The sequence below is a fragment of the Leptotrichia rugosa genome, from assembly GCF_041200005.1.
GTDB lineage: Bacteria > Fusobacteriota > Fusobacteriia > Fusobacteriales > Leptotrichiaceae > Leptotrichia > Leptotrichia rugosa.
The window spans coordinates 1181294-1206304 of sequence record NZ_CP165644.1; the positions used below are offsets into that span (position 1 = coordinate 1181294).

Here is a 25011-nt window from a genome sequence, read left to right on the forward strand (position 1 = left end):
AAAAATTATTTTAGTATTGACATTCAAAATCAAAAATGATAATATTAAATTGTAAAGGTAAGAAAAATAAAACTCGTTTTAGAAGGAGAGTAACTATAATGAAAAGAATTGCGATATTAACAAGTGGTGGAGATTCACAAGGTATGAATACTGCTATAAGAGCCGTTACTAAAGCCGCTATAAACAAAGGAATGGAAGTTTATGGTATAAGAAGAGGATATAAAGGTATGCTTGAAGATCAAATCTTTCCATTAACATTGTTAGATGTAAGCGGAATTGCTGATAAAGGAGGAACAATTCTACTATCAGCAAGACTTCCAGAATTTAAAGATCCTAAAGTTAGAGCAAGAGCTGCAGCTAATTTGAAGAAGTATGGAATTGACGGACTAGTTGTAATCGGCGGGGACGGTTCATTCCATGGTGCACATTACTTGTATGAAGAACATGGGATTAAAACAATCGGAATACCAGGAACTATTGATAATGACGTAGCTGGAACTGACTATACAGTTGGTTATGATACAGCATTAAATATTATATTGGACGCCATCTCAAAATTGAAAGATACTGCTACTTCTCATGAAAGAACATATTTAGTAGAAGTAATGGGAAGAAACTGTGGAGATTTAGCTCTTTATTCTGCAATAGCAGGCGGAGCAAGTGGAGTTATGATTCCAGAAACTGAAAGTTCAATTGATGACTTGGCAGAAGTAATCAAAAAAAGACGTTCAGAGGGTAAATTATACGATATAATCGTTGTTGCTGAAGGAGTAGGAAATGTTGTGCAAATTAAAGACGAATTGGCTAAAAAAGTTGATACAAGTATAAGAGTAACTATATTAGGACATATTCAAAGAGGTGGAGCACCTACAGCATCTGATAGAATTCTAGCAACAAGATTAGGAGTTAAAGCAGTTGAATTAATAGAAGAAGGAAAAGGTGGATTGATGGTTGGAATTCAAAGTGAAGAAGTTACAACTCACAAATTATCTTACGCTTGGGAAAACTATTCAAAGGCATCTTCAGCCGACTATGTAATAGCAAATATGTTATCACTATAATATTAGTAAATGAATTTTCCTGTGGTTTTTGCAGGATTCATTGATATAAAGACAATGAAAGATATTTTTTAGGAGGAAAAGACAAAATGAAAATTAAAATGACTAAAGTTGTTTGTACAATTGGACCAAAAACTGAAAGTGTAGAAATGCTTACAAAATTGGTAGAAAGCGGAATGAATGTAATGAGATTAAACTTCTCTCATGGTGATTTTGCTGAACACGGACAAAGAATCAAAAACATCAGAGAAGTTATGAAGAAAACTGGTAAAGAAATAGGGATTTTATTAGATACTAAAGGTCCTGAAATCAGAACAGGAAAATTAGAAGGTGGAAAAGATGTATTACTAGAAACTGGTAAAAAAGTAATTATGACAACAGATTATGATTTTGTTGGAAATGCTAGTAAATTTTCAGTTTCATATCCTGGAATCATAGACGACTTAAAAATAGGAAGTACTGTTTTATTAGATGATGGTTTAGTTGGATTAAAAGTTGAAGCTATCAACAAAGAAGCTGGAGAAGTTGAATGTGTTGTTACAAATACTGGAGAATTAGGAGAAACTAAAGGTGTAAATTTGCCAGATGTTTCAGTTGGTTTACCAGCATTAGCTGAAAAAGACATTGCTGACTTGAAATTTGGTTGTGAACAAGGTGTAGACTTTGTAGCAGCTTCATTCATAAGAAAAGCATCTGACGTTGCCGAAGTAAGAAAAGTATTAGATGATAATGGCGGAAAAAATATTCAAATTATTCCTAAAATTGAAAGCCAAGAAGGTGTTGATAACTTCGATGAAATCTTGGAATTAAGTGATGGAATCATGGTAGCAAGAGGAGATTTAGGAGTAGAAGTTCCTGCTGAAGAAGTTCCTTTCATGCAAAAAATGATGATCAGAAAATGTAATAAAGCTGGAAAACCAGTTATTACAGCTACACAAATGCTAGATTCAATGATTAGAAACCCAAGACCTACAAGAGCAGAAGCAGGAGACGTTGCTAATGCTATCTTAGACGGTACTGATGCTGTTATGTTATCAGGAGAATCAGCAAAAGGTAAATATCCAGTAGAAGCTGTTAAAATGATGGCTACTATTTCAAAAAGAACAGATGAATTTAAAAAATTCAAACCAGTTGAAACTCCAGGAGCAGATATTTCTGTTACAGAAGCAATTTCAAGCGGTGCAGTAAGTACTACACAATCATTGGATGCTAAATTAATCGTATGTTGGACAAAAACAGGAAGATCTCCTAAGATGATTAGAAAATATGGACCAACTGTACCTATAATCGCATTAACTGACAATGAACAAACTGCTAGACAATTGGCATTAGTAAGAGGAGTTAGAGCTTATGTAGAAAAAGGATTAGATAAAACTGATGACTTTTTTGCAAAAGCAAGAGAAATTGCAGCTAATCACGAAGAAGCTAAAAAAGGTGATTTAGTAGTATTAGTTACTGGAATTTCTAAAGAAGGAACAACTAATACATTAAGAGTAGAAAGAGTTGGAGAATAGTTAATTTCTAATTTTAAAAAATTTAAAAATTAAAATAATAATTATTTTTGGGGAATAGTTTTATAACTTTTTCCCTTTTTATTTTTTTATTTACAACTGTTTAGTATTTCAAGAATTTTAATTTATTTTTATAAAAAAATTTTGAATTTAAAAAAAATAGGATATAATTATAGTGCAATACATAAAATTTCTGGGATGTGATAAAAATGAAAAAATTCTTTCTAATATTAGCAGTTTTTTTAATGAATATAAAAATTTATGGATTTACACAAAAAGAAAAAATTCAAAGCACTTTGTCAAAAATAGGGATAAAACAAGAAATTATTGACGAAACAATAAAGCTTAACTATGAAATAAGGGATACACAATATTTTGAAGATGACGAAAAAATTATTTCGCAAAGAATTGAAAAATTAAAAAAACTTTTTGTTAAAGATGAGAGAAATTATATAATCTCACAGGATTTAATTACAATTTTTGGAGAAAAATTGGGAGAAAACTATAAACATTATTTGAATTTATTTATAAAATATACACCATATGAATATGAAAAAATTTTTTCAAAAATGATCTATTCACTCGATAACGGTGAAGTTTCAAATTTCCAAAATTATATGAACCAAATTTCTAAAACTTACAAAAATACTCCTGTAATTATTGAATTAGCAAAACTTTTTACAATAAATAACTTTGAAGAAAAACAAATCCAAACTGAAAAAGTTCTAAATTTGCTGAAGGAAGAAAAAGATAGAGAAAAAATAGGAGTTTCAGATGAAGAATATCACTTTATGCGACTTACATATTTTTTAAACAAAATTAGAAATTATTATGATAACGGTGAAATTGAAAAAGCTGTATCAGAATATTTGAAAAATGTGAATACTACAAAAGTCAGCGATGAAGTAAAAAATTATAATCTTCGTGCAGAAGTTATATTATATTTTAATGTTGTACTAATGAACGAGCAAATTTCAGACGAACTAAAAAAAGCAGTCAATATTTCTAGTTTGGAAGACACTTGGGTTGCGTCAAAAATTAAAGAAGAAACTGAAAAAGATAGCAAATTTTTGGATAAAATGTTACAATAAAAATAAAATAAAACAAAATAAATTTTATTTATTTATGAGATAATTAAAAAATAATATTAATAAATAAATTTGAGTTTAAATAACTTTAATTAATTAATTAATTAGATGGAGGGAAAATGAAAAAAAATTTTTTACTTTTAATATTTTTTATAATTAGTTTAAACGCTTTGGCTTATACAAGAGCTGAAAATATTAAAGATAAACTTTCTAAAATTGGAGTTAATAAAACAATAATTGATAAAACTATCGAGTTAGATTATGAAATAAAAGATGATTTTTCTGAAGATTTTGATGATAAAATGGAAAAATTGCAAAATCTTTACACACAAGATAATAAAAATTTTTATGTTAGCGATTTAATTGCAAGTGGGTACATATTTTCTGATAAAAAAGACTTTAACAAGGCAAAAGAATACTTGGAAAAAGGGGAAAAATATAACGAAAAATTTGATAATTTGCTTAATAAAGTGAATTTGTATACCGTATTTAATAAAGAGAAAGATGAAAAAAGATATAAAAATGAATTAAAGAAAATTTACAATGGAACTCCTGTTATGGATTTACTGGACTTTATCTATTCTGGAATTGAAAATTACAGAGATGAGAAGTTATCAAACAGCTCTGATGATTTGCCATTTGGGTCTTTTTATGATGAAAATACTGGCGAAATTATAAATGGTATTGCTGACGATGACGATGAAAATGACAATCAAAATATGAATTTTGAAGAAAGTCTGGATGAAATCAATAAAATAATTAGAAATTCTTCAAAAGAAACTGATAAAAATGTGGAAAAATTTAGAAGAATTTTAAAATATTTTTCAGATGAAAAAAATAAACAAAAATTTTCTTTGACAGACGATATTTACAGAAATTTAGAACTTCTTATGGAAACTAACAACATTGAAAAAATTTCAGAAAATGATGGAATCTTAAAAGCGCTGGATTACTATATAAACAATGTTTCTAATAAAGCGCAAGATAAAGAATTTGAATTTACAAAAGATAAAGAAATGACGCTTTATGCACTGCTATATCTAGCTTCTGCAACAATTAAAGATGAAAAAGTTTATGAAACTTATAGACAAAAATTAAAAGACACAAAAGTTGCAAAACTTTTGAGAGATTCTGAAGCAAAAACAAACAAATAAATAAATAATATCTTAAAAATTAATAATTATAATAATTAATTAATAATTGGTTAAAGGAATTAAAATGAAAACAGTAAAAAAAGAAACTATAATCGAATTTGAAGAAAAAAAATCTAAATTTATTGGTTATATTAAGCCTATTACTACAGTTTTGGAAGGTGAAAATTTCATAGAAAAAATTAAAAAAATGCATCCAAACGCTACTCACAATGTTCCTTTGTACCGTGTCATTGAAAATGGAAAGGAATATTTTAAATACAACGACGACGGAGAACCTTCAAATACTGCTGGAAAACCTATGGCTGAAATTTTAAATATTTTAGATGTCTACAATGTGGCAATTGTCGCAACGAGATATTTTGGCGGAATAAAATTGGGAGCTGGAGGACTTATCAGAAATTATGCCAAAACAGCTAAACTTGCTGTAAATGAAGCCGAAATTGTGGAATATATACAAAAATCAACATTTATAATAGACTATAAATATGAATATACTTCAGAGATAGAACTTTTTTTGAACAGCAAAAAAGATGAATATAAAATTGAAATATTGGAAAAAAACTACTCCGACAGAGTTACTATGAAAATATTATCAACTTCTGAAATAGAAAATGAATTGAATAATTTTCAAAATATACTAGTAATAAAATTATAAAAAAATTATAAAAATTAAGGAGAAAAGTAAAAAAAATGAAAAAATTAGATGATTTGATAGATGTCTTTGCGAAACTTCCTGGAATTGGAAGAAAGAGTGCACAAAGAATAGCTTTTGATATATTGGAAAAGAGCGAAAATGAAATTGATGAAATGCTAAATACGATTAAAACTTCACATTTTGGAATTAAGCACTGCAAAATTTGCGGAAATCTGTCAGAAAACGACATCTGTGAAATTTGTTCAGACGATAAAAGGGATAAAAATGTTATCTGTGTCGTGGAAGGTGTAAGAGATGTGATTGCTTTTGAAAAATCGGACACTTATTTTGGACTTTACCATGTTTTAGGTGGAAAAATTGACCCGCTAAATGGAATAACTACTGAAGATTTGAATTTAAAAAATTTAATTAATAGATTAGATGGTTCTGTCAAGGAAGTTATCTTAGCTCTAAATCCAGATTTGGAGGGAGAAACGACAAATTTATATTTGACTAAAATTTTAAAAGGAAAAAATATAAAAGTCTCAAAAATTGCAAGTGGAATCCCAATTGGCGGAAATATTGAATATACCGATATTTTAACGCTTGGAAAATCGCTGGAAGGCAGAATTGATATAGAATAAAATTAAAAAATAAAAACTGTATTTGAATTTATTTATTAATTATTCATATACAGTTTTTTATTTTCAAATTATTTAATAAACTTATTTAATTATTTCAAATTTTTTATATAATTTTTCACAAATTTCTGAATATCAGCCTTATCAATCACATCTGAAAATCTAATTTCAGAATTTCTAACTTCAGTCAATTTTTCAGGAAATTTCACTCCAGTGATTTCTGAGACTTCATCCAAAATTGCATAAGGTTCTTTTGTATCATCAATTCCCAACGCTTTTGCAATTGGAGCTGGGAACTTGAATGGATGAGCAGTTGACATTATTACAGTGTGAATGTCTTTGTCCAAATGTTTTTCATCCAGTTTTTCGTAAACTGAATAGGCAACGGCTGTGTGGGGATCCATTAAATAATGGTAATTTTCATAAATTTTTTTAATTGCACTTACAGTTTCTTCATCATTTGCAAATTCTCCGTAAAATTCATTTTGAATATTTTTAAGTTCTTTGTCGCTTACTGACAATTCTCCGCCTGAAAGCAAGTTTTTAATTAATTCGCTTACTCTCTTGCTGTCTTCATTTAACGCATAATATAAATACCTTTCAAAGTTTGATGAAAGAAGAATGTCCATTGATGGTGAATTTGTTGCATAAAAGTCTCTGTTTTTATTATATGTTCCAGTTTGGAAAAAGTCAGCTAAAACTTTGTTTTTGTTTGAAGCTGAAATAAATTTTTTGATTGGTATTCCAAGTTTTTTGGCGATAAATCCTGCTAAGATATTTCCAAAATTTCCAGTTGGAACCACTACATTAAATTCTTCCCCAGCTTTAATTGTTCCAGCATTTACCAAATTTACATAAATTGTCACATAATATATAATTTGCGGGAATAATCTTCCGATGTTAATTGAATTTGCACTTGAAAACATAACATCGTGTTCATTTGCATATTTTTTAAATTCATCACTTGAAAAAATTACTTTTATAGCGCTTTGTGCATCATCAAAATTTCCATTAATCGCAACGATTTCCACATTGTTTCCAAGCTGTTTTCTCATTTGTTCTTCCTGCATTGGACTAACTCCATTTTTTGGATAAAAAACGACAATGTTAATTCCATCAACATCCTTAAATCCTTCAAGTGCCGCTTTTCCAGTATCTCCAGAAGTTGCCGCTAAAATTAAGATTTTTTTGTCTTCTTGTTGTTTTTCTTTATTTAAAAGAAGTAAATATGGGAAAAGTGATAAAGCTAAATCTTTAAACGCCAATGTTCTTCCGTGAAATAATTCTCCAAAGCTCACTTTGTCATTTAATTTATGAACTGGAACGATATTTTTATCGTTAAAAGTTGTGCTGTTATAGGCATTATTTATAGCAGTTTTTATTTCTTCGTCTGAAAATTCTGTAAAAAATAATTTTATAATTTTTTCTGAAATTTCTTGATAAGATAAGTCTTTTAATTCATCATAAGTCAATTTTACATCTGGCAATTTTTCTGGAATATATAATCCTCCATCTTCACAAAGTCCATGAAGTGCTGCAAAAGTGGAACTTTTCACATTGCTTGGATTAATTTCTCTCGTACTTTTATAGTTCATAACATACCTCTTTTCATTTTCATTTTTTTATATGAAATAATTATACTATTATTTTTTATAATATGCAAGATGAGGGACAAAAAAAATAAAATTTTAGCTTTTATATAAACGAAAATATGGTATAATTTAAGTAAAAAAGAGAATATTTTATTGGAAGGATGTGTTTTGTTTGAAAAAAGTATTTTTAATTTTATTGCTGCTATTTACGATTGTGTCATGTGAATTAGAAGATGCCAGAGAAGCTTATAATAAAAAGGAATATTTAAAAAGTATAGAATTAGTTTTTAATTATTTTGAAACAAATCCAAAAAAAATTAATAAAATTAAGCCTGAAATAAAAAATGAAATTATGGAGAAATTTTTGAATATTACAAATCATTATAAAGAGATGACAGGAAGCAGTGATTTGAGCGAAAGACAGAAAGGTTATGAAGAATTAGTTAAAATTTATGCATTATTTGACACTTATAAAAACTCTTCAGCTTTTTCGGATTTTCAACAAAAATACCCTTTGGATGAATCTTTGAATAATATTGAAAAAATAATCACGCAAAGATTAAAAAATAATAATTATAATTATGAATATTATGGTTATGACCATTTTAAAGATGTGACGAATGATATAAATAATTACTATGAAGATATCTTAAAATTTATTGATTCTATGGAAAAAAATCCAAAAATATCCAATGAAATGGCTTTAAAATATGAACAAATAAGTAAGCAGATAAATAAAAATAAAGCTAATAAATTTATCGAATTTGCTAATGCAAGTGAAAATAAAAAAAATTATAGAGAAGCACAGAGATTTTACGAAGAAGCTGATAAACTTTTTGTAATAACTCGCCAAGATGCAAAAAAAGTCTCAATTAAAACAAAGGAATTAAAAGAAAAGGCTGATTTGCAAGCAGCAGAAAATGCATATAATATCGCTTTATCAAGCCTTAAAAATGCTAAAACTAGAAATGACTATAGAAACGCAGTTTGGGATTTAGAAAGAGCAAATGAACTTATTCCAAATTATAAAGATTCTGTAAGTTTGATTTCAAAATATAAAGATAAAATTTATATAAAATATAATATTTTTGGGTGCAGCAATAGCTGGGTTGAAAAATATCTAGATAAAAAATTGGAAAATGTCATTGGTAAGAAAACTTCTGCAAATTCTGCTGAAGTTCAAATAAATTGCAGAGTTACTGATAACTATAATATCTCTACATTTCCTAGCAATATTGAGAATCTGAGAGAAATAAGGGAAATTGTAAATAATGCTGGTGAAAAGGTTAAAAAAGAGTTTATATTTCAAAAAATTAAAAGTTTAGCAATCGAAAAAATAAGTTTTAACTATGAAATAGAAGTATCAGGTCTTGTAAAACAAAGATATTCAAATAATCTTTCAGAAAAAAATGAAGTACATTCACTCCAATATACAGGAGATATTCCAAAAGAATATAAAGATAAGGATAAAATAGAAAAACCTTTAGGTGAAACCAAAATGAGAAATAAAATTTTAGAAAAATCTAATTTAGAAAGAGAATTAAATCAAATAATTGATGCGATGGATAGGTTATAGTTATGAAAAATAAAAAAAAAAAATAATTTTAGTTAGTACATTTTGCTTTTTACCAATTATAGCGAAATCTCAAAGTTTGGAAAATATTTCAGATATTTCAAAATTGGAAAATTTTTCAAAAATAAAAAATATTGAAGCAGAAAAAATATTGGATTATGATACACAAATTGTACTAAATAATAATCTCGCTTATGAAAAAGAAAATAATAAATTATTTACTGGAATTACAGTTCAAAAAATAAAAGATAACATAAAAAATATAAATTTTTATGAAAACGGAAACCTCATTTCTTATTACAAATATTTTCTGGACGGAAATATTGAAGAGACAAAGGAGATTGACAAAAAAAAGAATCAAGTAATTATTCAAAAATATGATAAAAATAAAAAAACTGCTTCACAAAAAATTTATGAAAATGGATTTTTAAAATCAGAAAATCAATATATCAATGGAATTTTAGCAACAGAATATAAATCCAATGGAAAAGAAAACGGAAAATTTATTTACTATAATGGCAACAAAAAAGTTTTATCAGAAATGGAAGTTTTACAAACTAACAAAAAAGGACAGAGTTATCAAATGCCAAAGACTATAAAAATCTTTGGAAAAAACGGAAAAATTGAGAGGGAATACACTTTTGAAAATGGAACTCTTGAAAATCAAACACAAAAAGTTTATTATCCAAATGGAAATTTGAAATATACTGGAATTGCTAAAAATAACGATATGATAAATATGGAAATAAAAGATTTGTATGAAGAATATAATTCTAATGGAGCGAAAATAATGAGTTGTAAAGAAATCGAAACTGATAAATGGAGCTGTGAATATTATAAAAAAAATGGAGAACTAAAAATTAGAAAACAAATTAAAAAGGATTTTTCTAAAAATTTATCTACTTCAAAGTATATCTATGATAGTGAGATTGAATTTTTTAAAATCTGTGGGAGAAGGAATAGGAAATATATTTTTGATGATTCTAGAAAGTATATAGATGTATCTGAGTTAAAATAATAAAAAAATAAAAAATTTTAATTGAAAGGATCTGTTCTTATGAAAAAAATATTTTTAATTTTATTGCTGTTATTTACCATTGTATCTTGTGAATTAAAAAAGGCACAAGAGGCGTATGATAATAAAGAGTATATAAGAAGCATATATCTTACTTTGAGTTATTTTGAGAAACATCCAAACAAAGTTGAAAAAATTAAACCAGATATTAAAAATGAAATTATGGAAAAGTTTTCTAATATTGTAAATTATTATAAAACAGAAACTGGAAGCAGTAATTTAAAAGAAAGACAAGATGGTTATGAAGGACTTTATAAAATTTATGCATTATTTGATGTTTACTCTCAATCTTCAAATTTTACTGATTTTTTGTCAAAATATGATGACGATGAACTTTTAGGCGAAATTTATAAAATTATAGATGAACGTATAAAAACAAGAGAATTGGAAGGTAAATATTCTAGAGATATTATTTCAATACTTGATGAATATTACAGAAATATGATTGGTTATACTAAAGAATTAAGTGAAATTAAAAAAATAGATGAAAATAAAATTTTAAAATATGAATCAATATCAAGAAAAATGTCCCAAGCTGAAGCTGATAAACTCATAGAATATGCCAATATAAAAGAAAAAGCTGAAGAATACCGTGAAGCACAAAAATTAAACGAAGCAGCACAAAAAACTTATGGACAATATCAGAGAAATTATAAAAATATGTATATAAAAATTAGAGAACTCAAAAAAAAAGCTGATTATCAAGAAGCAGACAAGCTTTACCAAAGTGCTATACGAACTTCTGGTGCTGTAAGTAAACATGGATACAGAGAATCAATAGAAAAATTAAAAAAGGCACAAGAAATTATCCCTAATTTTAAAGATTCAAAAGAGAAAATTGCAGAGTATTCTAAAAAAGCCTACGTAAAATATAACATTTCTGGTTGTGATAATAGCCATGTTCCTGCATATATAAATGGTCATTTATCCAAAGTTGGAGTTTATACAAAATATTCAAGTGAGGCTGAAGTTCAAATAAACTGTAAAGTAACAGACAATTATCAAGTTTCTACGTATCCTAGCCAAATAAAAAATTTATCTCAAGTAAAAGATGTTAAAAATAGCGATGGACAAACGGTAAAAAAAGAATTTATATTTCAGGAAAGTAAAACTAAATCAGTTGAAAAACTAGATTTCAGTTATGAAATAGAACTTTCTGGATATGTGAAAAAAAAATATTCAGGTAATGCATATAAACAACACGAAATAAACTCGTTACAGTATTTAGGAAATGTTCCGTCTGAGTATTCTGGCAAAGATAAAATTGAAAAACTTTGGGGAGAAAGTGAAATGAGAAGAAAAGTTTATGATAGTGCATCTTTTTTTAAAGATCTTGAAGATATAGTTAAGGAGTTGGAAAAATTATAATTATATATAAAAATAGCGAATTGAAAAGATCTGACAAAAATGGGAAATTAAAATATATAAAAATAGATGGTGCACTTGAAAATAACATATCTTGCTCTTTGAATTAATAAAAAAATATTAATAGTATACTTAAAATTTATACTTTACTAAAAGAGCTTTTAGTGAATTCATAGTAAAAAAATTTAAATGTATTTTGGTATAATGCTTGTATTTTTTTTATTAAAATGTTATCATAATAAACGGGAGAAGGACAAAAAATTATGAAAAGGAGTAAAAAATTGAAAACGGTCAAAACAAAATCAAAAAGCATTGAAAATAAAGGAATTTCTTTAAAACAGATGCTTAAAAGTGTAGATGATGACTTAAAAAGAGAAGAAATAATACATATGCTGTTAGAGCAAAAAGTTTCTAAAGTTATAAAAGAAGAAAAAGATGAAAAAGTAAAAATTTCAAATAAAATTTCAAGATTTATTGGAAGCAAAAAATTTATCAACTTAGTTATCGCAGTTGTGGCAATCTGGCTTTTTATAAATTTAATATTTATATTTAATAAACAGTTTGACTCTTATTCTTTTGTAATTTTAAATGCAATTTTGTCTTTTGTTATGCTTTTATTTTGTTCACTTATTATAATTAATCAAAACAAATCAAAGAAACTTGATGAGAAAAAGTCTTTGAATGATTATAAAGTGAATTTAAAAAATGAGATTGTAATTGAAGATTTGCACTACAAGTTGGACGAGTTAATAAAAAAACAAAATGAAATGGCACAAAGAGTGGCACAATTGGAAAATAAAAAAGGGAAAAACAATAAAAAAGAAAGGACATTTAAATTTATAGATATTACAGAAACTGAAAAGGAACACGATAGTTGAGGTGAATATGAACATTTTTGATTTGAAAAAATTTGAAAATTTTGAAAATGATGAAGAAATTATAACAATTTTGGAAAAAAATAAAAATATAAAAATCGAAAGAATTATTTCAGAAGGTCAAACTACCGACTGGCAAAGTTGTGATAAGAATGAATTTGTAATTTTGGTGCAAGGAAATGCTGAAATAACTTATTTTGAAAATTCTGAAATTGTAAAATTATCGAGTGGTGATACGCTTTTGATAAAAAAAAATAAAAAACATAAAGTGAGTTATACAAGTAAAAATCCGCATTGTGTGTGGATTTGTATTTTTTATAATTAAAAGGGAGATGATTTTTTATGGTAATGATGATAATGTTACTTATATTTTCGCTAGTTGTAGCAATTTTGGCAGGGATTCCATACATAAAAAAAACTGTGGAAGACAATAAAAAATTAAAGGAATTTGTTGAAAATGGAATGGGTAAGAATGAGGCAAAAGGGAAATTGAGAGATGAAAAGACTTCGACTGATAAAGTTATTTGCTATTTGTTTTATTTTTCTTTTGTAGTTTTTGTAATAAGCGGGGTTTACAATATCTATTCACTTACTCAAAATAATGGCATGGGATCTGACAGCACAGCTCAGACTCAACTGCAGCCAACAAGTTCGATGCCTGAAGTTTCAACTGGACCAAATGGAGAAACTGTACAAAGTCATAATAACACTAATTCTTCTGACTCTCAAAATATCCCTGCAACTAACAAGAATTTAAATAGTTCATCTGAAAATGAAAATGATGCAGCTATACAAAATAATGTAAGAAGAGAACAAAATAGAATAAACAAAATGTTTGAAGAAAGTGAAAGAAATACAAAGGATTTACTTAGCGCCTTTACTCGAAATGTTCAGAATAAAGAAGCTGAAGAAGGTATAAAAAATGGAGAAAAAGCTCTTAAAAATGTAAAAAAATCCAATGAAATGTTTAAAAACGCTCAATGTGTTCAAACAGGCGATGCAAGTTTTGACAAAGAATGTCCAAAATTGTTAGAACAAGGAAAAGAGTTATATTCTTCAAAACAAGTGACAGTTGAAAAAGCATTAGAAATGCTAAAAAGTATTGAGAAAGGAATAAAAGATGTTCAATCTAGCCAAATTGGACAGGAAGTGATGAAAAAAGGCGAAGAGCTATGGGATAACATTAAGAAAAATATAAATGGTAATTAATTAAAATATATTTATTAAAAAATAGGGAAACTTAAAAATATAAATTAAGTTTCCTTATTTTATTTTTTATTCTTAAAATATTTTCAATAAATAAAATATAACTAAATAAAATTTTACATATTAAAATATTTGCAAAATGGCTGTGAAAATACGATAGCACTTACAGATGCTTCAGGATACATCATAAATTCATCAGTAAGTTTTATTCCATAAATTTCAGGTTTTAACAATTTAAACAATTTTTTCTGGTCGCTTAAATCTGGACACGCTGGATATCCAAATGAATAACGGTTACCTTGATAATTTGCTTTTAATATATCTTCTGTTTGCAATTCTTTATCAATAATTCCCACATCTTTTCTCATAATTTGGTGAATATACTCAGAAGTAGCTTCCGCAAGTTCCAGTCCTATCGAATTTACCAAATGTCCTTTATAAAACTCACCTTTTGCTTTTAATTCGTTAGACACAATTCTTGACTTCTCTCCAGCTGTTGCAACAAAAAATCCTACATAATCTATTCCATCAGGATTTACATAATCGTTTAATGACAAATATTGACCGTATTTCTGTCTTGGAAAATTAAATGTTTCGATAACTTTACTCAAATCATCGGATAAAATTTCCAACGAAAATTCGTTTTTTTCTTTACCATATTTTCGCCGCACAGGAAAATATTTGTAAATTGCAGTTATATCAAAATATTCATCGCCGTGTTCAATAATCTCTTTAATTTCATTATACATTTTTACTGTACGAGGATCTTGTTTTTCAAGCATTTTTCCAACAATCCATTTAAGACCCAAATGTTTTCCAATAAGCATTTGTAAATTGATAAACGGAAATACATCTTTTGCCTTTATATTTGTAATAATTTGCTTGTTCAAAGTTTCAGGCTTATAAATTTTCTCAAAATTATATTTTGGAATTTCAATTTTAGAATAGTCAAAAGTTCCGTCTTTATCTTTAATATCGCTAACTGTCTGTTTTGCTTTTAATTTTTGCAGTTCTTTTTCATCTTTTATTAAAAGTAAATCTCTTCGTTTTTGCAAATATTCCCTAAATTCTTCAAATTTCTTTTCGTCAATCATTTTATTTAAATCAGAAAGTGCTGTCATCGCATCTTTTGAATAAATTACAATATTATTTTCGTAAGCTGGTTCAATTTTATTAACTGTAAATTTTTCTGTAAGAGCAGCTCCTCCAACGAAAATCGGTATAGAAATTCCCGCTTCTCTCAAAACAGCAACAGTATTCACCATTTCAGCTGCAGATTTCACCAGAAGTCCCGAAAGTCCTAAAAAATCAGCTTTTTCTTTTACTACAGCATCTCGAATTTTTTCCGCAGGAGTATTAATTCCCAAATCAATTACTTCGTAGCCATTGTTTCCAATAATTATTCCAACCAAATTTTTCCCGATGTCGTGCACATCACCCTTTACAGTTGCCATAATTATTTTACCTTTCACAGAAGACTCGTCTTTTTCCATAAACTGCTCTAAATGTGCGACACTCGCTTTCATGACTTCCGCACTTTGCAAAACTTCCGCAACAATTAAGTCATTTTTGTTAAAAAGTCTTCCAACTTCGTCCATTCCAGTCATCAAAGGCCCATTTATTATTTCAATTGGAGTATATTTTTTCAAAAGTTCATCTAATAAAATAGTCAAATCCTTTTTACTTCCTTCAACAACCAAATTTGCAACTTTTTCTTCCGCCGTCAAGTTACTTACATCAACTTTTTTCTTAGTCGCTTTTTTATCTCTATAGAAATTTGCAAATTTTGAAACATTTTCATCATCTGTATGAAACAAAATATTTTCTGACATCTCTTTTTCTTCATCTGAAATTTCATCCATCGGAATAATTTTTTCAGTATTTACAATCGCAAAATTAAGCCCAGCTTCATAGGCTTTATTCATATAATAAGTATTTAGCACTTCTCTTCCCGCAATCGGCAATCCAAACGAAATGTTACTCACTCCCAAAATTGTTTTAACATTAGGCATTTCTTTTTTTATTTCTCGAATAGCTTCAATTGTCGCACTTGCAGAACCAATATATTTCTGGTCTCCTGTCGCAACCGGGAAAACAAGCGTATCAAAAATTATATCTCTTTCATCAATTCCATATTTTTTCGTAAGCAGCTCATAACTTCGTCTTGCCACTTTAATTTTCTTCTCAAGCGAAACAGCCATTCCTTCTTCATCAATAAGTCCCACAACAACCGCAGCCCCAAATTCTTTAATAACCTCAGCCATTTTCTTAAATTTTTCTTCCCCATCTTCCAAGTTTATCGAATTAATAATCCCTTTTCCCTGAAGATAAGTCAGCCCTTTTTCAACAACATTTATATCAGTCGAATCAATCATTATCGGCACTTTTGCAAATTTTGAAACCTTTTCCAAAAATGCTTTCATATCGGAAACTTCATCTCTATCTGGATTTGCAAGACAGACATCAATTACATCGGCATCGCCTTTAATTTGAAGCCTTGCAACTTCAGTCGCTTCATCAAATTTTTCCTGTGCAATAAGATTTTTAAATATTCTTGAACCAATTACATTTGTTCGCTCTCCCACATAAATTGGTCTATCTTTAGGAGTTTCAAGTGAAATTAGACCAGATAAATTATTAAAATTTTTATCTTTATCAATATTTCTAGGTTCATAGTTCACAGTTTTCTCTTTAATCTCTTTAATATAATCTGGCGTAGTTCCACAACAGCCACCTACGATATTCAAATATTTATTTTTGAAAAAAGGTTCTAATTTATTTGCCAAAGTTACTGGAGTTTCTTCATATTCTCCATCTTCATTTGGAAGCCCTGCGTTTGGATAAACAGAAATATAAGTATTTGAAATATCATTTAATGTCTTTAAAAACTGAGTCATAAATTCAGGTCCAGTTGCACAGTTTAATCCGACAGAAAATGGATGCATATGATTTACAGCGTAATAAAAGGCATCTGCAGTTTGCCCGGCAAGTGTCGTTCCTGTGCTTTCAATCGTAAATGACAACATAAGCGGCACGGTATAATTTTCTTCCATAGCCTTTTTAAGCCCTAAATATGCAGCTTTTAAGTTTCTCGTATCTTGAATTGTCTCAAACAGGATTAAATCCACTCCACCAGCTAAAAGCCCTGAAACAGCTGTATAATATGTATGGACAAGTTCATCAAAAGTAACTCCTCCAGTAACACTAATTGACTTATTAGATGGTCCTAAAGCTCCTGCAACATAAAGATGCCTAGTATCATCAGGATTTTCACTTCTGTACTCTAAAATTGCTTCATTTACAAGCTCCGCCGCTCTTTTACTCATTTCAAAAGCTCTGTCTTCCAAATCATAATCTTTTAGAACAATGTCCAAAGCTCCAAAACTATTTGTTTCAATGATGTCACTTCCAGATTTCAAATATTCTTTATGAATATTTTTAATAATTTCAGGTTTTGTCAACACAAGATAGTCGTTACACCCTTCATATTTTTCACCGCCAAAATCATCCGCAGTCAAATTCTGCTTTTGAATCATTGTCCCCATAGCTCCATCTAGCAGTAAAATTCTATTTTTTAAATCATTTTGTAAAAAATCATATGAATTTTTATATTGTGATGTTGCCATTAAATCACTCCTTTTATTTATTTTATTAATTTTTAAATTTAATTTATTCTTTTTATTTATTTTATTGAAATTTGAAAATTATTCCTGCAATTGCCGATAATACAATTAAAAGTATCGGATTAAACTTAAACTTTGTAAGTATTGCAATAATTATTGCCAAAATAATGGATTTGTAATCAAATAAATTGACAATATTTTTTGACAAATGATATTTTTCTATATCAAGTAAAGACCCTTTTGCTACACTAATTCCCGCTGTAACAATAAGTCCAATTGAAGCTGGTCTTAATCCATAAAAAATATCCTGCACTAAAACTGAATCCTGAAATTTTCTTAATGCGTGGGAAATCATAATAATAATTATTATTGATGGAACTGTAAGTGAAACTGGTGCAACCACTGCTCCCCATAGCCCTGCTATTGTAAATCCAACTGAAGTTGCCATATTAATTCCCATAGGTCCAGGTGTTGACTGAGAAATCGCTATCATATCCGACACATCATTAGCGGTAAACCAATGTGTTCTCTGTCCCATATGATAAAGAAACGGCAAAGTGGCAAGTCCTCCACCAACTGAAAAAAGTCCAACTTTTCCAAATTCAATTGATAAATGCAATAATTTCATTATTTCATTCATTTTTCTCCGCCTCCATTTCCTATTTTCTGACTAGCTTCGTCACTTTTTTTACCATCTTTTTTTCTTGTGAAATTTTTAATAATAATCCCTGTCACACCAGCTAAAACCACAAGCAAAGTCGGATCTAATATATTTGTAACTGAAAATACAATTACAAGAATAAATATCACAATACAGATAAAGTCAGGAAGTGATTTTTTTGCCATCATAAATATAGCTTGAAAAACTTGTACGCAGACACATGCACGGATTCCGTTAAAAGCGTATTTTATGACCATAAGGTGAGAAAAGTTTTTCAAAAATAAAGCAATCAAAGTTATAACTATAATAGGAGGGACAATCATTCCCATCGTTGCAAATATAGATCCGATAAGACCTTTCACTTTATGTCCAACAAATGTTGCCGTATTTACCGCAATAACTCCCGGAGTCACTTGTCCTATCGCATAATAATCCATAATTTCGTCTTCTGTAGCCCATTTATTTTTTTCAACAATTTCCGACTTTATCATTGGAAGCATAGCATATCCGCCACCAAATGTGAAAAGTCCCATTTTTGCAAATGAAAAAAATAATTTAAATAATGTTCCCATTTTAATTTCCTTTCTTTGCTTATAAGCATATATTTTATTATACAAAATATAATTTTAAAAATCAATATATTTTTATTTTATCATTAATTAAAAAAAGAAAGCTCTTACACTTTCTTTAATTTAATAAAAATATTCGAATGATAATTTTAAACCTTGTTTTAATGGATACACTACTTCAACAGAAGTATAGAATAATTCTGAAAGATAATATTGCATTATTGTTTTTTCAATCCTTGTTTTAATGGATACACTACTTCAACCTACTTTCATTTCGTACGAATCTGAAGAATCTTCTAAAGTTTCAATCCTTGTTTTAATGGATACACTACTTCAACCAGTTAAAACAACACCATAAAGATACTGGGGTTTACGATGTTTCAATCCTTGTTTTAATGGATACACTACTTCAACCTACAGCGTTAGATAAATTTATCGAAGGAAGATTTAGTTTCAATCCTTGTTTTAATGGATACACTACTTCAACGTGTTCTATGACGTAGAAGGATCTTCATTTATGGGTTTCAATCCTTGTTTTAATGGATACACTACTTCAACACTGCATTACTTTTTGTTGCAGCAACTCCCGTCATAGAGTTTCAATCCTTGTTTTAATGGATACACTACTTCAACCCGTATTTTCAATAAAATCCTTTATTTATCAGTATTACAGAGATTTTTTCAGACATTAAAATCACATTTTTTTGCTTAAATTTTGTCATTTTTTGATGTTTTTTTTCATTTTCCGTAACTCCTAAACCTTATATTTACTGACTTTGAGTTGATTTTTCTCCTTATTTTTTAATTCTTGGAGTGGTAGGAACTTTTCCTACGAACTTATTTTACCATATTTTTTTGTTTTTTCAAAATTTTTTTAAATTTTTTTTGCAATAAATAAAAAACTTCATTTTCTATTTCTCTCTTTAAAAATTTTTATTTATAATTTTCTCAAAAAATGATATACTAAATTTAAAAATAAAAAAAATTAAAAAAGAAAAGGAAAAAGAAAAAATGAACTCACTTGATAATGAAATATTAAAAAATTATACAAATTTGAAAAACAAAATTGAAAAATATAATAATTTTTATTACAACGAAGATAATCCAATTATTTCAGATATGGAATATGACGGACTCTTGCGAAAGTTAAAAGAGATGGAAAAAGAATATCCCGCTCTTTTAGAAATTGATGATTCTCCGACTGAAAAAATTGGAGGGACTGCGAGTAATAAATTTTCTAAAGTTGAACATAAAGTTCCTATGCTAAGTTTATCAAATACTTATAACATCGCTGAAATCGAAGATTTTGACAAAAGAGTGAAAAAAATAATTAATTTTTCTGAAAAAATTGAATATATTCTGGAACTGAAATTGGACGGACTTAGTATCAGCCTTATTTATGAAAATGGGAACTTAGCTAGAGCAGTCACTCGTGGCGACGGAAAAATCGGAGAAGATGTAACGGAAAATATTATGGAAATTGAATCTATTCCGAAGAAACTGAAAGAGCCGATTTCGCTGGAAGTTCGTGGGGAAATTATTTTGCCGATTCAAAATTTTAATAAAATAAACGAAGAGCGGGAAGAAAATGGGGAAGAAGTTTTTGCAAATCCAAGAAATGCAGCTTCAGGAACAATTAGACAGCTGGATTCCACAATTGTTTCAAAAAGAGGACTTGACTGCTATCTCTATTATTTGGTCAATGCGGAAAATTATGGAATTAAAACACATTTGGAAAGTATTAAATTTATTGAAAAGCTGGGATTTAAGACAACTAAAGTCTTTGAGAAATATTCCGACTTTAAAATTCTTGAAAAATCTATTGAAAAATGGCGAACAAAAAGAGAAAAATTGGATTATGAAACCGATGGACTTGTCATAAAAATAAATGATTTCTCATTTTATGAAACTTTGGGCTACACGACAAAAAGTCCACGATGGGCAATCGCTTATAAATTTCCTGCTGAACAAGTTAAAACAAGACTTTTGGATGTGACTTTTCAAGTGGGAAGAACGGGAGTTGTGACACCTGTTGCAGAACTGGAAGCTGTGAATTTATCAGGGTCGGTCGTAAAAAGAGCTAGTCTTCATAACTTTGATGAAATTCGTAGAAAAGATATAAAAATTGGGGACAATGTGATTGTCGAAAAAGCGGCAGAAATTATACCGCAAGTCGTAAACGTCGTATTTGATGACAGAAAAGGGACTGAAAAAGAAATAAAAGAACCTGAAAACTGTCCTGCTTGTGGTACAAAACTTGTAAAAGAAGAGGGCCTTGTTGCACTAAAATGCTTAAATCCACACTGTCCTGAAAAAATTAAAAGAGAAATTTCCTATTTTGTGTCAAGGGATGCCATGAACATTTCAGGTCTGGGAGAAAAAATTGTGGAAAAATTTATTGAACTTGAAAAAATTAAAACTGTAGTTGATATTTATTTTTTGGAAAATTATCGCAATGAATTAGAAAATTTGGAAAAGATGGGAAAAAAAAGCGTTGAAAATTTGTTAAACAGCATAAACGAAAGTAAAAATCAAGACTTTTCCAAAGTTCTGTATGCTCTTGGAATCCCATTTGTTGGGAAATTTAACGCCAACCTTTTGAGTAAAACTTTTAAAGATATTGATGTTTTAAAAGAAAAGTCAGTTGAAGAACTTTTGGAAGTAAAAGGAATTGGAGAAAAAGCTGCAATTGCCGTAAACACTTTTTTAAATAACGAAAATAACTGGAAAATTATTACAGAACTTAAAGAGATTGGCTTAAAATTTAAATTTGAAGAGGACGAACTAAAAGAAGTTAGAGATAATCCTATAAAAGGAAAAAATTTCCTTGCAACTGGAAAATTGCAAAAATACAAACGAAATGAAATAAAAGATATAATTTTAGAAAAAGGTGGAAATTATTTATCTGCCGTTTCAAAAAATTTGGATTTTTTAATTGCTGGAAAAAAAGCTGGAAGTAAGTTAGAAAAAGCTCAAAATTTAGGAATTAGAGTACTAAGCGAAGATGAATTTGAAAAAGAATTTTTATAATATAAAAAAGGGAGAAAAATATATTCTCCCTAATTTTTATCTCAAATTTTAGTGTATAAAAATTTTTTATATGCAAATATTGTGAACTACTCCCACTTATAGAAGTTGGAGACTTCTTGCTATCTTTTTATTAAAAAATCGCTATACTTGACAATTTTTTATACAAATTTACATAAAAAACTCTGAATACTCTCACTTTTTTATTCTAAAATTGTTTTTTTATTCCATTTCAGTTGCTTCCAAAAAGATTTTACCATTTGAATTTAAAAATACAAGTTTTTTTAATTTTGTGTCATAAGCATAGACCATACTGTTATCGCCATCTTCTTTTACAAGCGCAAAATTTTTATAAACTTTTAATCTTCTTACTTCCTTTTCTGCTTGAGCAGCTTCATTATCTTCATCATAATAGTAACTTATGACATAATATCCTTTTGCATCTTTTTTTATTTCAAATTCATCAGAAGTATCAGTATATCCAAATTTTTTATTAAGAAATTTATCTTCGTGAAGTTTTCCATCAGTTGTAAAATCACGATTTTCTCCATCACCATAAGAAGCTTTCAATTTTTCTTCACTTTCTTTCTCTGTTTTAGAAGAAAAATCATTTACTTTTTTACTTTTATTTTGATTTCCACAAGCTATCACACTTATAGAAATTGCCAAAACTAAAAACATAATCCCAATTTTTCTAATTTTTTTCATACTTAGCCACTCCTAAACTCAAATTATTTTTAATTTTCAGTACTATTATACCACATAACTCAAAAAATTAAAAATTTTTAAACAATAATTTTAATGTTTTTTTATTTTTAAAAATTTTTAGAACTATATATCAAAATCATCATCGTCATCATCATCAAATCCAAAGTCATCGTCATGCAAATGCACAACTTCCAACGCTTTTTCATAATTTGTAGATTTTTTAGAGAAAAAGTCATGTTGAGTAGTTTCCACATTAAGTCCATTTAACACAATTGGATTAACATTTTTTACTTCAAACTCTTCTTCAAATCCCAAATTCATAAGCGCTTTGTTGGCATTATATCTAATATATTCTTTAACATCGCCTGTAAGTCCAATATCTCCGTATACTTCGTCGGTATATCTGCATTCATTTTCATACAAGTCATAAAGCAATGTCTTTAATTCATCTCTCATTCCCTTTTTAGTTTCTTCATCAAATGAATTATATAATTCTTGGAAAAGCAGTCCAACAAATACTCCGTGAATTGACTCGTCCGCAATAATTTTCTTAATTATATCACAACTTGCCACCATTTCTCCCTGTCCAGCTAACCAAAGCGGCAAAAAGAATCCGCTGTAAAACAAATAAGTTTCCAAATAAACTGAAGCTGCCAAAGACATCGCAATATCTCTTCTTGAAGCTTCTGGATTGTTCATCTTTTGATAATAATTGTCAATCTTATTGGCTTTATACTGCAAATGCGGATTTTCTTGAACCCAGTTAAATGTTTCATTTATTTCACGAGTTGAGGCCACTGTTGTAAATATTGTCGAATAAGATTTTGCGTGAATCGACTCCATCATGCACATATAAGAAAGCACTGACCGATTTTGCAGTGAATCAATATGATCAATAATTTTAGGCATTCCTGTATGACTTTGCAATGTATCAAGCATTGTAAGTCCTCCAAGCGCATGTAAATAAGCCAGTTTCATTTCAGGCTTAAGCGCATTCCAGCTGTCAATATCCCTTGACGGAATATATTCCGTATCAATCCAAAATTGTCTAATATTTTGTTCCCAGAAAGTTTCTACATAATCATTTTCTGGGGTATTCCAGTTTACTGCTTTGTATATTTTTTTCTTCATTTTTTCATTTTCCCTTCTAAAAAACTTTATTTTTTTATTTATTAATCCAAGTTCAAATCACTCATTTTTTATCTTAAATTACATAGTTAATGGATTTTTTAATTCTTGAACAATATTTACTACAAAAGGTTCACTTTTTCCATAGCATATTCCGTTTTTTACTAAATAAGCCTCTACATAATGTTTACCTATATAGGCTGTTTTTTCCCTTCTAATTTTTTTGCCTTTTTCAATATGAGAGTTATAAAAATCTCCTCTTAAACAATTTGCTTCTTGAGCTTCATTACCTGTATTCGTTACTTGCCAATATATTTCATATTTTTCTGTATTATTTAAATTAATCTCAAATTTTAATCTAGCATTTTTATTTATCGGCGTATTACTTTCTATTTTTCTTTCTCTAAATCCTCTTATCTCATATTTTACAATAATTTTTATTTCTTTTTCATTAACCATTTTCCATTCAGGTTTTTTATGATGACTTATTTCTTTTACTAATTTTTCATTATCGTAAATACTTTTTTCAATTTTTAAACTTTCTCCTACTCCCATTAATACATTTTCTTGTAAATAAAAATCTTTGTTTATTTTTTCTATCCATCTATTAAATTCATTAAAATATTTAACATCATCTTCCCATTTCAATGATAAATTTTCTTTTTCATTTACAGGATTTAAAATACAGGGATTGCCATTTTCATTTTTATTTATATGATATTTCAATTTTTTTACAATTTCTATCAATAATTCATCAAAATTCCTAATTTTTTTTTCTTTAATTAAATTATCATAAGTTTTAGCTACTAAAGTCGTTATAATTATTGATGAAGGCTTATACTCCATGTTATTACTAAATTCTATTTCTGCATGTCTTTTTAAAATTTGAATAATTTGCTGTAACGGTGTTTTTATTTTATAATCTGGAATTTCTTCTATGTTTAATTTTACGTTTTCAGCAAATGCTTTTTTATATTTTTCATTTTCAGAAATTTTAATAAACCAATTGTAATAATCTCTAGGAACACTTATTTCCCAGTTGTTGGTAATTATATTATATTCTTTATTTCTTTTATCTGTTAAAGCAACGATATTATTACTATTTTGATTATTAGGAATACATGGCATAATATCAATATGAAAATTATCTTTATCAATATAATTCATTGTCCAGCAACGCTTTCCATTTTTAGGTTTATTCTTCATATTATTTTTTTTAGAATAATTTATTATTTCTTTACCAAGTTGATTTTTTAAATCTCTTTGTGTTATTTCATTTTTAGAAAGTTTTTCAAAACAACAAACAATATCAATGTCATAACTTCCTTCTTCTGTTATCGGTTTTATAGCTGTTCCTAACTTAATTGACCCTTGAATAAATATATCTGGATTAAATTTTTTTAATTCCGAATTACAAATATATTCTGAAATATTTTTATATCTATTTTCCGCTTTTTCGTAATTACTTTCAGAAACTTCTATCTCTTCCAAAATTTTAATTATTTTTTTTGAATACTCCATTA

20 protein-coding genes and 1 CRISPR repeat array are annotated in these 25011 nt (G+C 28.0%); of the genes, 13 read left to right on the forward strand and 7 right to left on the reverse strand.

Going from position 1 to position 25011, the window contains the following annotated elements; genetic code table 11:
- Positions 1-98: 98 nt before the first annotated feature.
- From pfkA to recR, 6 genes are all read left to right on the forward strand, one after another.
- Positions 99-1061, forward strand: coding sequence for a 6-phosphofructokinase (gene pfkA, locus AB8B22_RS05835; RefSeq protein WP_094080556.1), 963 nt, complete (start codon positions 99-101; stop codon positions 1059-1061).
- 92 nt (positions 1062-1153) lie between these two features.
- Positions 1154-2572 carry a pyruvate kinase PykF gene (pykF, locus tag AB8B22_RS05840; protein WP_094080822.1) on the forward strand — a complete coding sequence of 473 codons (1419 nt, stop codon included), beginning with the start codon at positions 1154-1156 and terminating at the stop codon, positions 2570-2572.
- A 242-nt stretch (positions 2573-2814) separates the two neighbouring features.
- A complete protein-coding gene (locus AB8B22_RS05845; protein ID WP_369710414.1) occupies positions 2815-3660 on the forward strand; it encodes a hypothetical protein in 846 nt (281 codons plus the stop codon).
- Between the two features lie 116 nt (positions 3661-3776).
- Positions 3777-4811 (forward strand): hypothetical protein, encoded by a 1035-nt coding sequence (locus tag AB8B22_RS05850; protein WP_369710415.1) that lies wholly within the window; start codon positions 3777-3779, stop codon positions 4809-4811.
- Between the two features lie 64 nt (positions 4812-4875).
- Entirely contained in the window at positions 4876-5466 is a 591-nt protein-coding gene (locus AB8B22_RS05855) for an IMPACT family protein (protein ID WP_369710416.1), read from the forward strand.
- Positions 5467-5501: 35 nt separating this feature from the next.
- Positions 5502-6089 carry a recombination mediator RecR gene (gene recR, locus AB8B22_RS05860; protein ID WP_369710417.1) on the forward strand — a complete coding sequence of 196 codons (588 nt, stop codon included), beginning with the start codon at positions 5502-5504 and terminating at the stop codon, positions 6087-6089.
- A gap of 89 nt (positions 6090-6178) precedes the next feature.
- Here the strand turns inward: recR and thrC are convergent, their stop codons facing one another.
- A complete protein-coding gene (gene thrC / locus AB8B22_RS05865; protein ID WP_369710418.1) occupies positions 6179-7681 on the reverse strand; it encodes a threonine synthase in 1503 nt (500 codons plus the stop codon).
- Between the two features lie 160 nt (positions 7682-7841).
- Here thrC and AB8B22_RS05870 point away from each other — a divergent pair, with 160 nt between their 5' ends.
- From AB8B22_RS05870 to AB8B22_RS05895, 6 genes are all read left to right on the forward strand, one after another.
- Complete coding sequence (locus tag AB8B22_RS05870) at positions 7842-9254, forward strand: hypothetical protein (RefSeq protein WP_369710419.1); 1413 nt, start codon at positions 7842-7844, stop codon at positions 9252-9254.
- A 76-nt stretch (positions 9255-9330) separates the two neighbouring features.
- A complete protein-coding gene (locus tag AB8B22_RS05875; protein ID WP_369710420.1) occupies positions 9331-10269 on the forward strand; it encodes a hypothetical protein in 939 nt (312 codons plus the stop codon).
- A gap of 39 nt (positions 10270-10308) precedes the next feature.
- Complete coding sequence (locus tag AB8B22_RS05880; RefSeq protein WP_369710421.1) at positions 10309-11694, forward strand: hypothetical protein; 1386 nt, start codon at positions 10309-10311, stop codon at positions 11692-11694.
- A gap of 260 nt (positions 11695-11954) precedes the next feature.
- Entirely contained in the window at positions 11955-12569 is a 615-nt protein-coding gene (locus AB8B22_RS05885; protein ID WP_369710422.1) for a DUF1003 domain-containing protein, read from the forward strand.
- 7 nt (positions 12570-12576) lie between these two features.
- On the forward strand, positions 12577-12891 hold the full coding sequence (locus tag AB8B22_RS05890; protein ID WP_369710423.1) for a cupin domain-containing protein: 315 nt from the start codon (positions 12577-12579) through the stop codon (positions 12889-12891).
- Between the two features lie 17 nt (positions 12892-12908).
- Positions 12909-13775 carry a hypothetical protein gene (locus AB8B22_RS05895; protein WP_369710424.1) on the forward strand — a complete coding sequence of 289 codons (867 nt, stop codon included), beginning with the start codon at positions 12909-12911 and terminating at the stop codon, positions 13773-13775.
- A 113-nt stretch (positions 13776-13888) separates the two neighbouring features.
- Here the strand turns inward: AB8B22_RS05895 and metH are convergent, their stop codons facing one another.
- The 3 genes from metH to AB8B22_RS05910 all read right to left on the reverse strand — a co-directional run bounded on the left by metH (position 13889) and on the right by AB8B22_RS05910 (position 18628).
- Complete coding sequence (metH, locus tag AB8B22_RS05900; protein WP_369710425.1) at positions 13889-17398, reverse strand: methionine synthase; 3510 nt, start codon at positions 17396-17398, stop codon at positions 13889-13891.
- Positions 17399-17459: 61 nt separating this feature from the next.
- Positions 17460-18035 (reverse strand): chromate transporter, encoded by a 576-nt coding sequence (locus AB8B22_RS05905; RefSeq protein WP_369710426.1) that lies wholly within the window; start codon positions 18033-18035, stop codon positions 17460-17462.
- Positions 18032-18628, reverse strand: coding sequence for a chromate transporter (locus tag AB8B22_RS05910; protein ID WP_369710427.1), 597 nt, complete (start codon positions 18626-18628; stop codon positions 18032-18034). The genes AB8B22_RS05905 and AB8B22_RS05910 overlap by 4 nt, the downstream gene beginning before the upstream one ends.
- Before the next feature lie 143 nt (positions 18629-18771).
- Positions 18772-19258: direct repeats of the CRISPR family, unit length 37 nt; unit sequence GTTTCAATCCTTGTTTTAATGGATACACTACTTCAAC.
- A 378-nt stretch (positions 19259-19636) separates the two neighbouring features.
- Between AB8B22_RS05910 and ligA the strand changes: the two genes are divergently transcribed.
- The gene (gene ligA, locus AB8B22_RS05915) at positions 19637-21655 is read left to right on the forward strand and encodes an NAD-dependent DNA ligase LigA (RefSeq protein WP_369710428.1); all 2019 of its coding nucleotides are present in this window, start codon (positions 19637-19639) and stop codon (positions 21653-21655) included.
- Positions 21656-21874: 219 nt separating this feature from the next.
- Here ligA and AB8B22_RS05920 read toward each other — a convergent pair whose 3' ends face one another.
- The 3 genes from AB8B22_RS05920 to AB8B22_RS05930 form a co-directional block, all read right to left on the reverse strand.
- Positions 21875-22360, reverse strand: a complete 486-nt coding sequence (locus AB8B22_RS05920; RefSeq protein WP_369710429.1) for a hypothetical protein — start codon at positions 22358-22360, stop codon at positions 21875-21877.
- A 123-nt stretch (positions 22361-22483) separates the two neighbouring features.
- Complete coding sequence (gene nrdF, locus AB8B22_RS05925; protein WP_369710430.1) at positions 22484-23491, reverse strand: class 1b ribonucleoside-diphosphate reductase subunit beta; 1008 nt, start codon at positions 23489-23491, stop codon at positions 22484-22486.
- Between the two features lie 78 nt (positions 23492-23569).
- A complete protein-coding gene (locus AB8B22_RS05930) occupies positions 23570-25009 on the reverse strand; it encodes a nucleotidyltransferase (RefSeq protein ID WP_369710431.1) in 1440 nt (479 codons plus the stop codon).
- Positions 25010-25011: the final 2 nt, after the last annotated feature.

Bases quoted from the DNA above. Each gene is read 5' to 3' on its own strand.
- AB8B22_RS05885 (WP_369710422.1), top strand. From the start codon at position 11,955: ATGAAAAGGAGTAAAAAATTGAAAACGGTCAAAACAAAATCAAAAAGC.
- recR (WP_369710417.1), top strand. From the start codon at position 5,502: ATGAAAAAATTAGATGATTTGATAGATGTCTTTGCGAAACTTCCTGGA.
- AB8B22_RS05850 (WP_369710415.1), top strand. From the start codon at position 3,777: ATGAAAAAAAATTTTTTACTTTTAATATTTTTTATAATTAGTTTAAAC.
- AB8B22_RS05930 (WP_369710431.1), bottom strand. From the start codon at position 25,009: ATGGAGTATTCAAAAAAAATAATTAAAATTTTGGAAGAGATAGAAGTT.
- ligA (WP_369710428.1), top strand. From the start codon at position 19,637: ATGAACTCACTTGATAATGAAATATTAAAAAATTATACAAATTTGAAA.
- AB8B22_RS05845 (WP_369710414.1), top strand. From the start codon at position 2,815: ATGAATATAAAAATTTATGGATTTACACAAAAAGAAAAAATTCAAAGC.
- pfkA (WP_094080556.1), top strand. From the start codon at position 99: ATGAAAAGAATTGCGATATTAACAAGTGGTGGAGATTCACAAGGTATG.
- AB8B22_RS05905 (WP_369710426.1), bottom strand. From the start codon at position 18,035: ATGAATGAAATAATGAAATTATTGCATTTATCAATTGAATTTGGAAAA.
- AB8B22_RS05855 (WP_369710416.1), top strand. From the start codon at position 4,876: ATGAAAACAGTAAAAAAAGAAACTATAATCGAATTTGAAGAAAAAAAA.
- AB8B22_RS05895 (WP_369710424.1), top strand. From the start codon at position 12,909: ATGGTAATGATGATAATGTTACTTATATTTTCGCTAGTTGTAGCAATT.
- AB8B22_RS05880 (WP_369710421.1), top strand. From the start codon at position 10,309: ATGAAAAAAATATTTTTAATTTTATTGCTGTTATTTACCATTGTATCT.
- AB8B22_RS05890 (WP_369710423.1), top strand. From the start codon at position 12,577: ATGAACATTTTTGATTTGAAAAAATTTGAAAATTTTGAAAATGATGAA.
- nrdF (WP_369710430.1), bottom strand. From the start codon at position 23,491: ATGAAGAAAAAAATATACAAAGCAGTAAACTGGAATACCCCAGAAAAT.
- AB8B22_RS05910 (WP_369710427.1), bottom strand. From the start codon at position 18,628: ATGGGAACATTATTTAAATTATTTTTTTCATTTGCAAAAATGGGACTT.
- thrC (WP_369710418.1), bottom strand. From the start codon at position 7,681: ATGAACTATAAAAGTACGAGAGAAATTAATCCAAGCAATGTGAAAAGT.
- AB8B22_RS05920 (WP_369710429.1), bottom strand. From the start codon at position 22,360: ATGAAAAAAATTAGAAAAATTGGGATTATGTTTTTAGTTTTGGCAATT.
- metH (WP_369710425.1), bottom strand. From the start codon at position 17,398: ATGGCAACATCACAATATAAAAATTCATATGATTTTTTACAAAATGAT.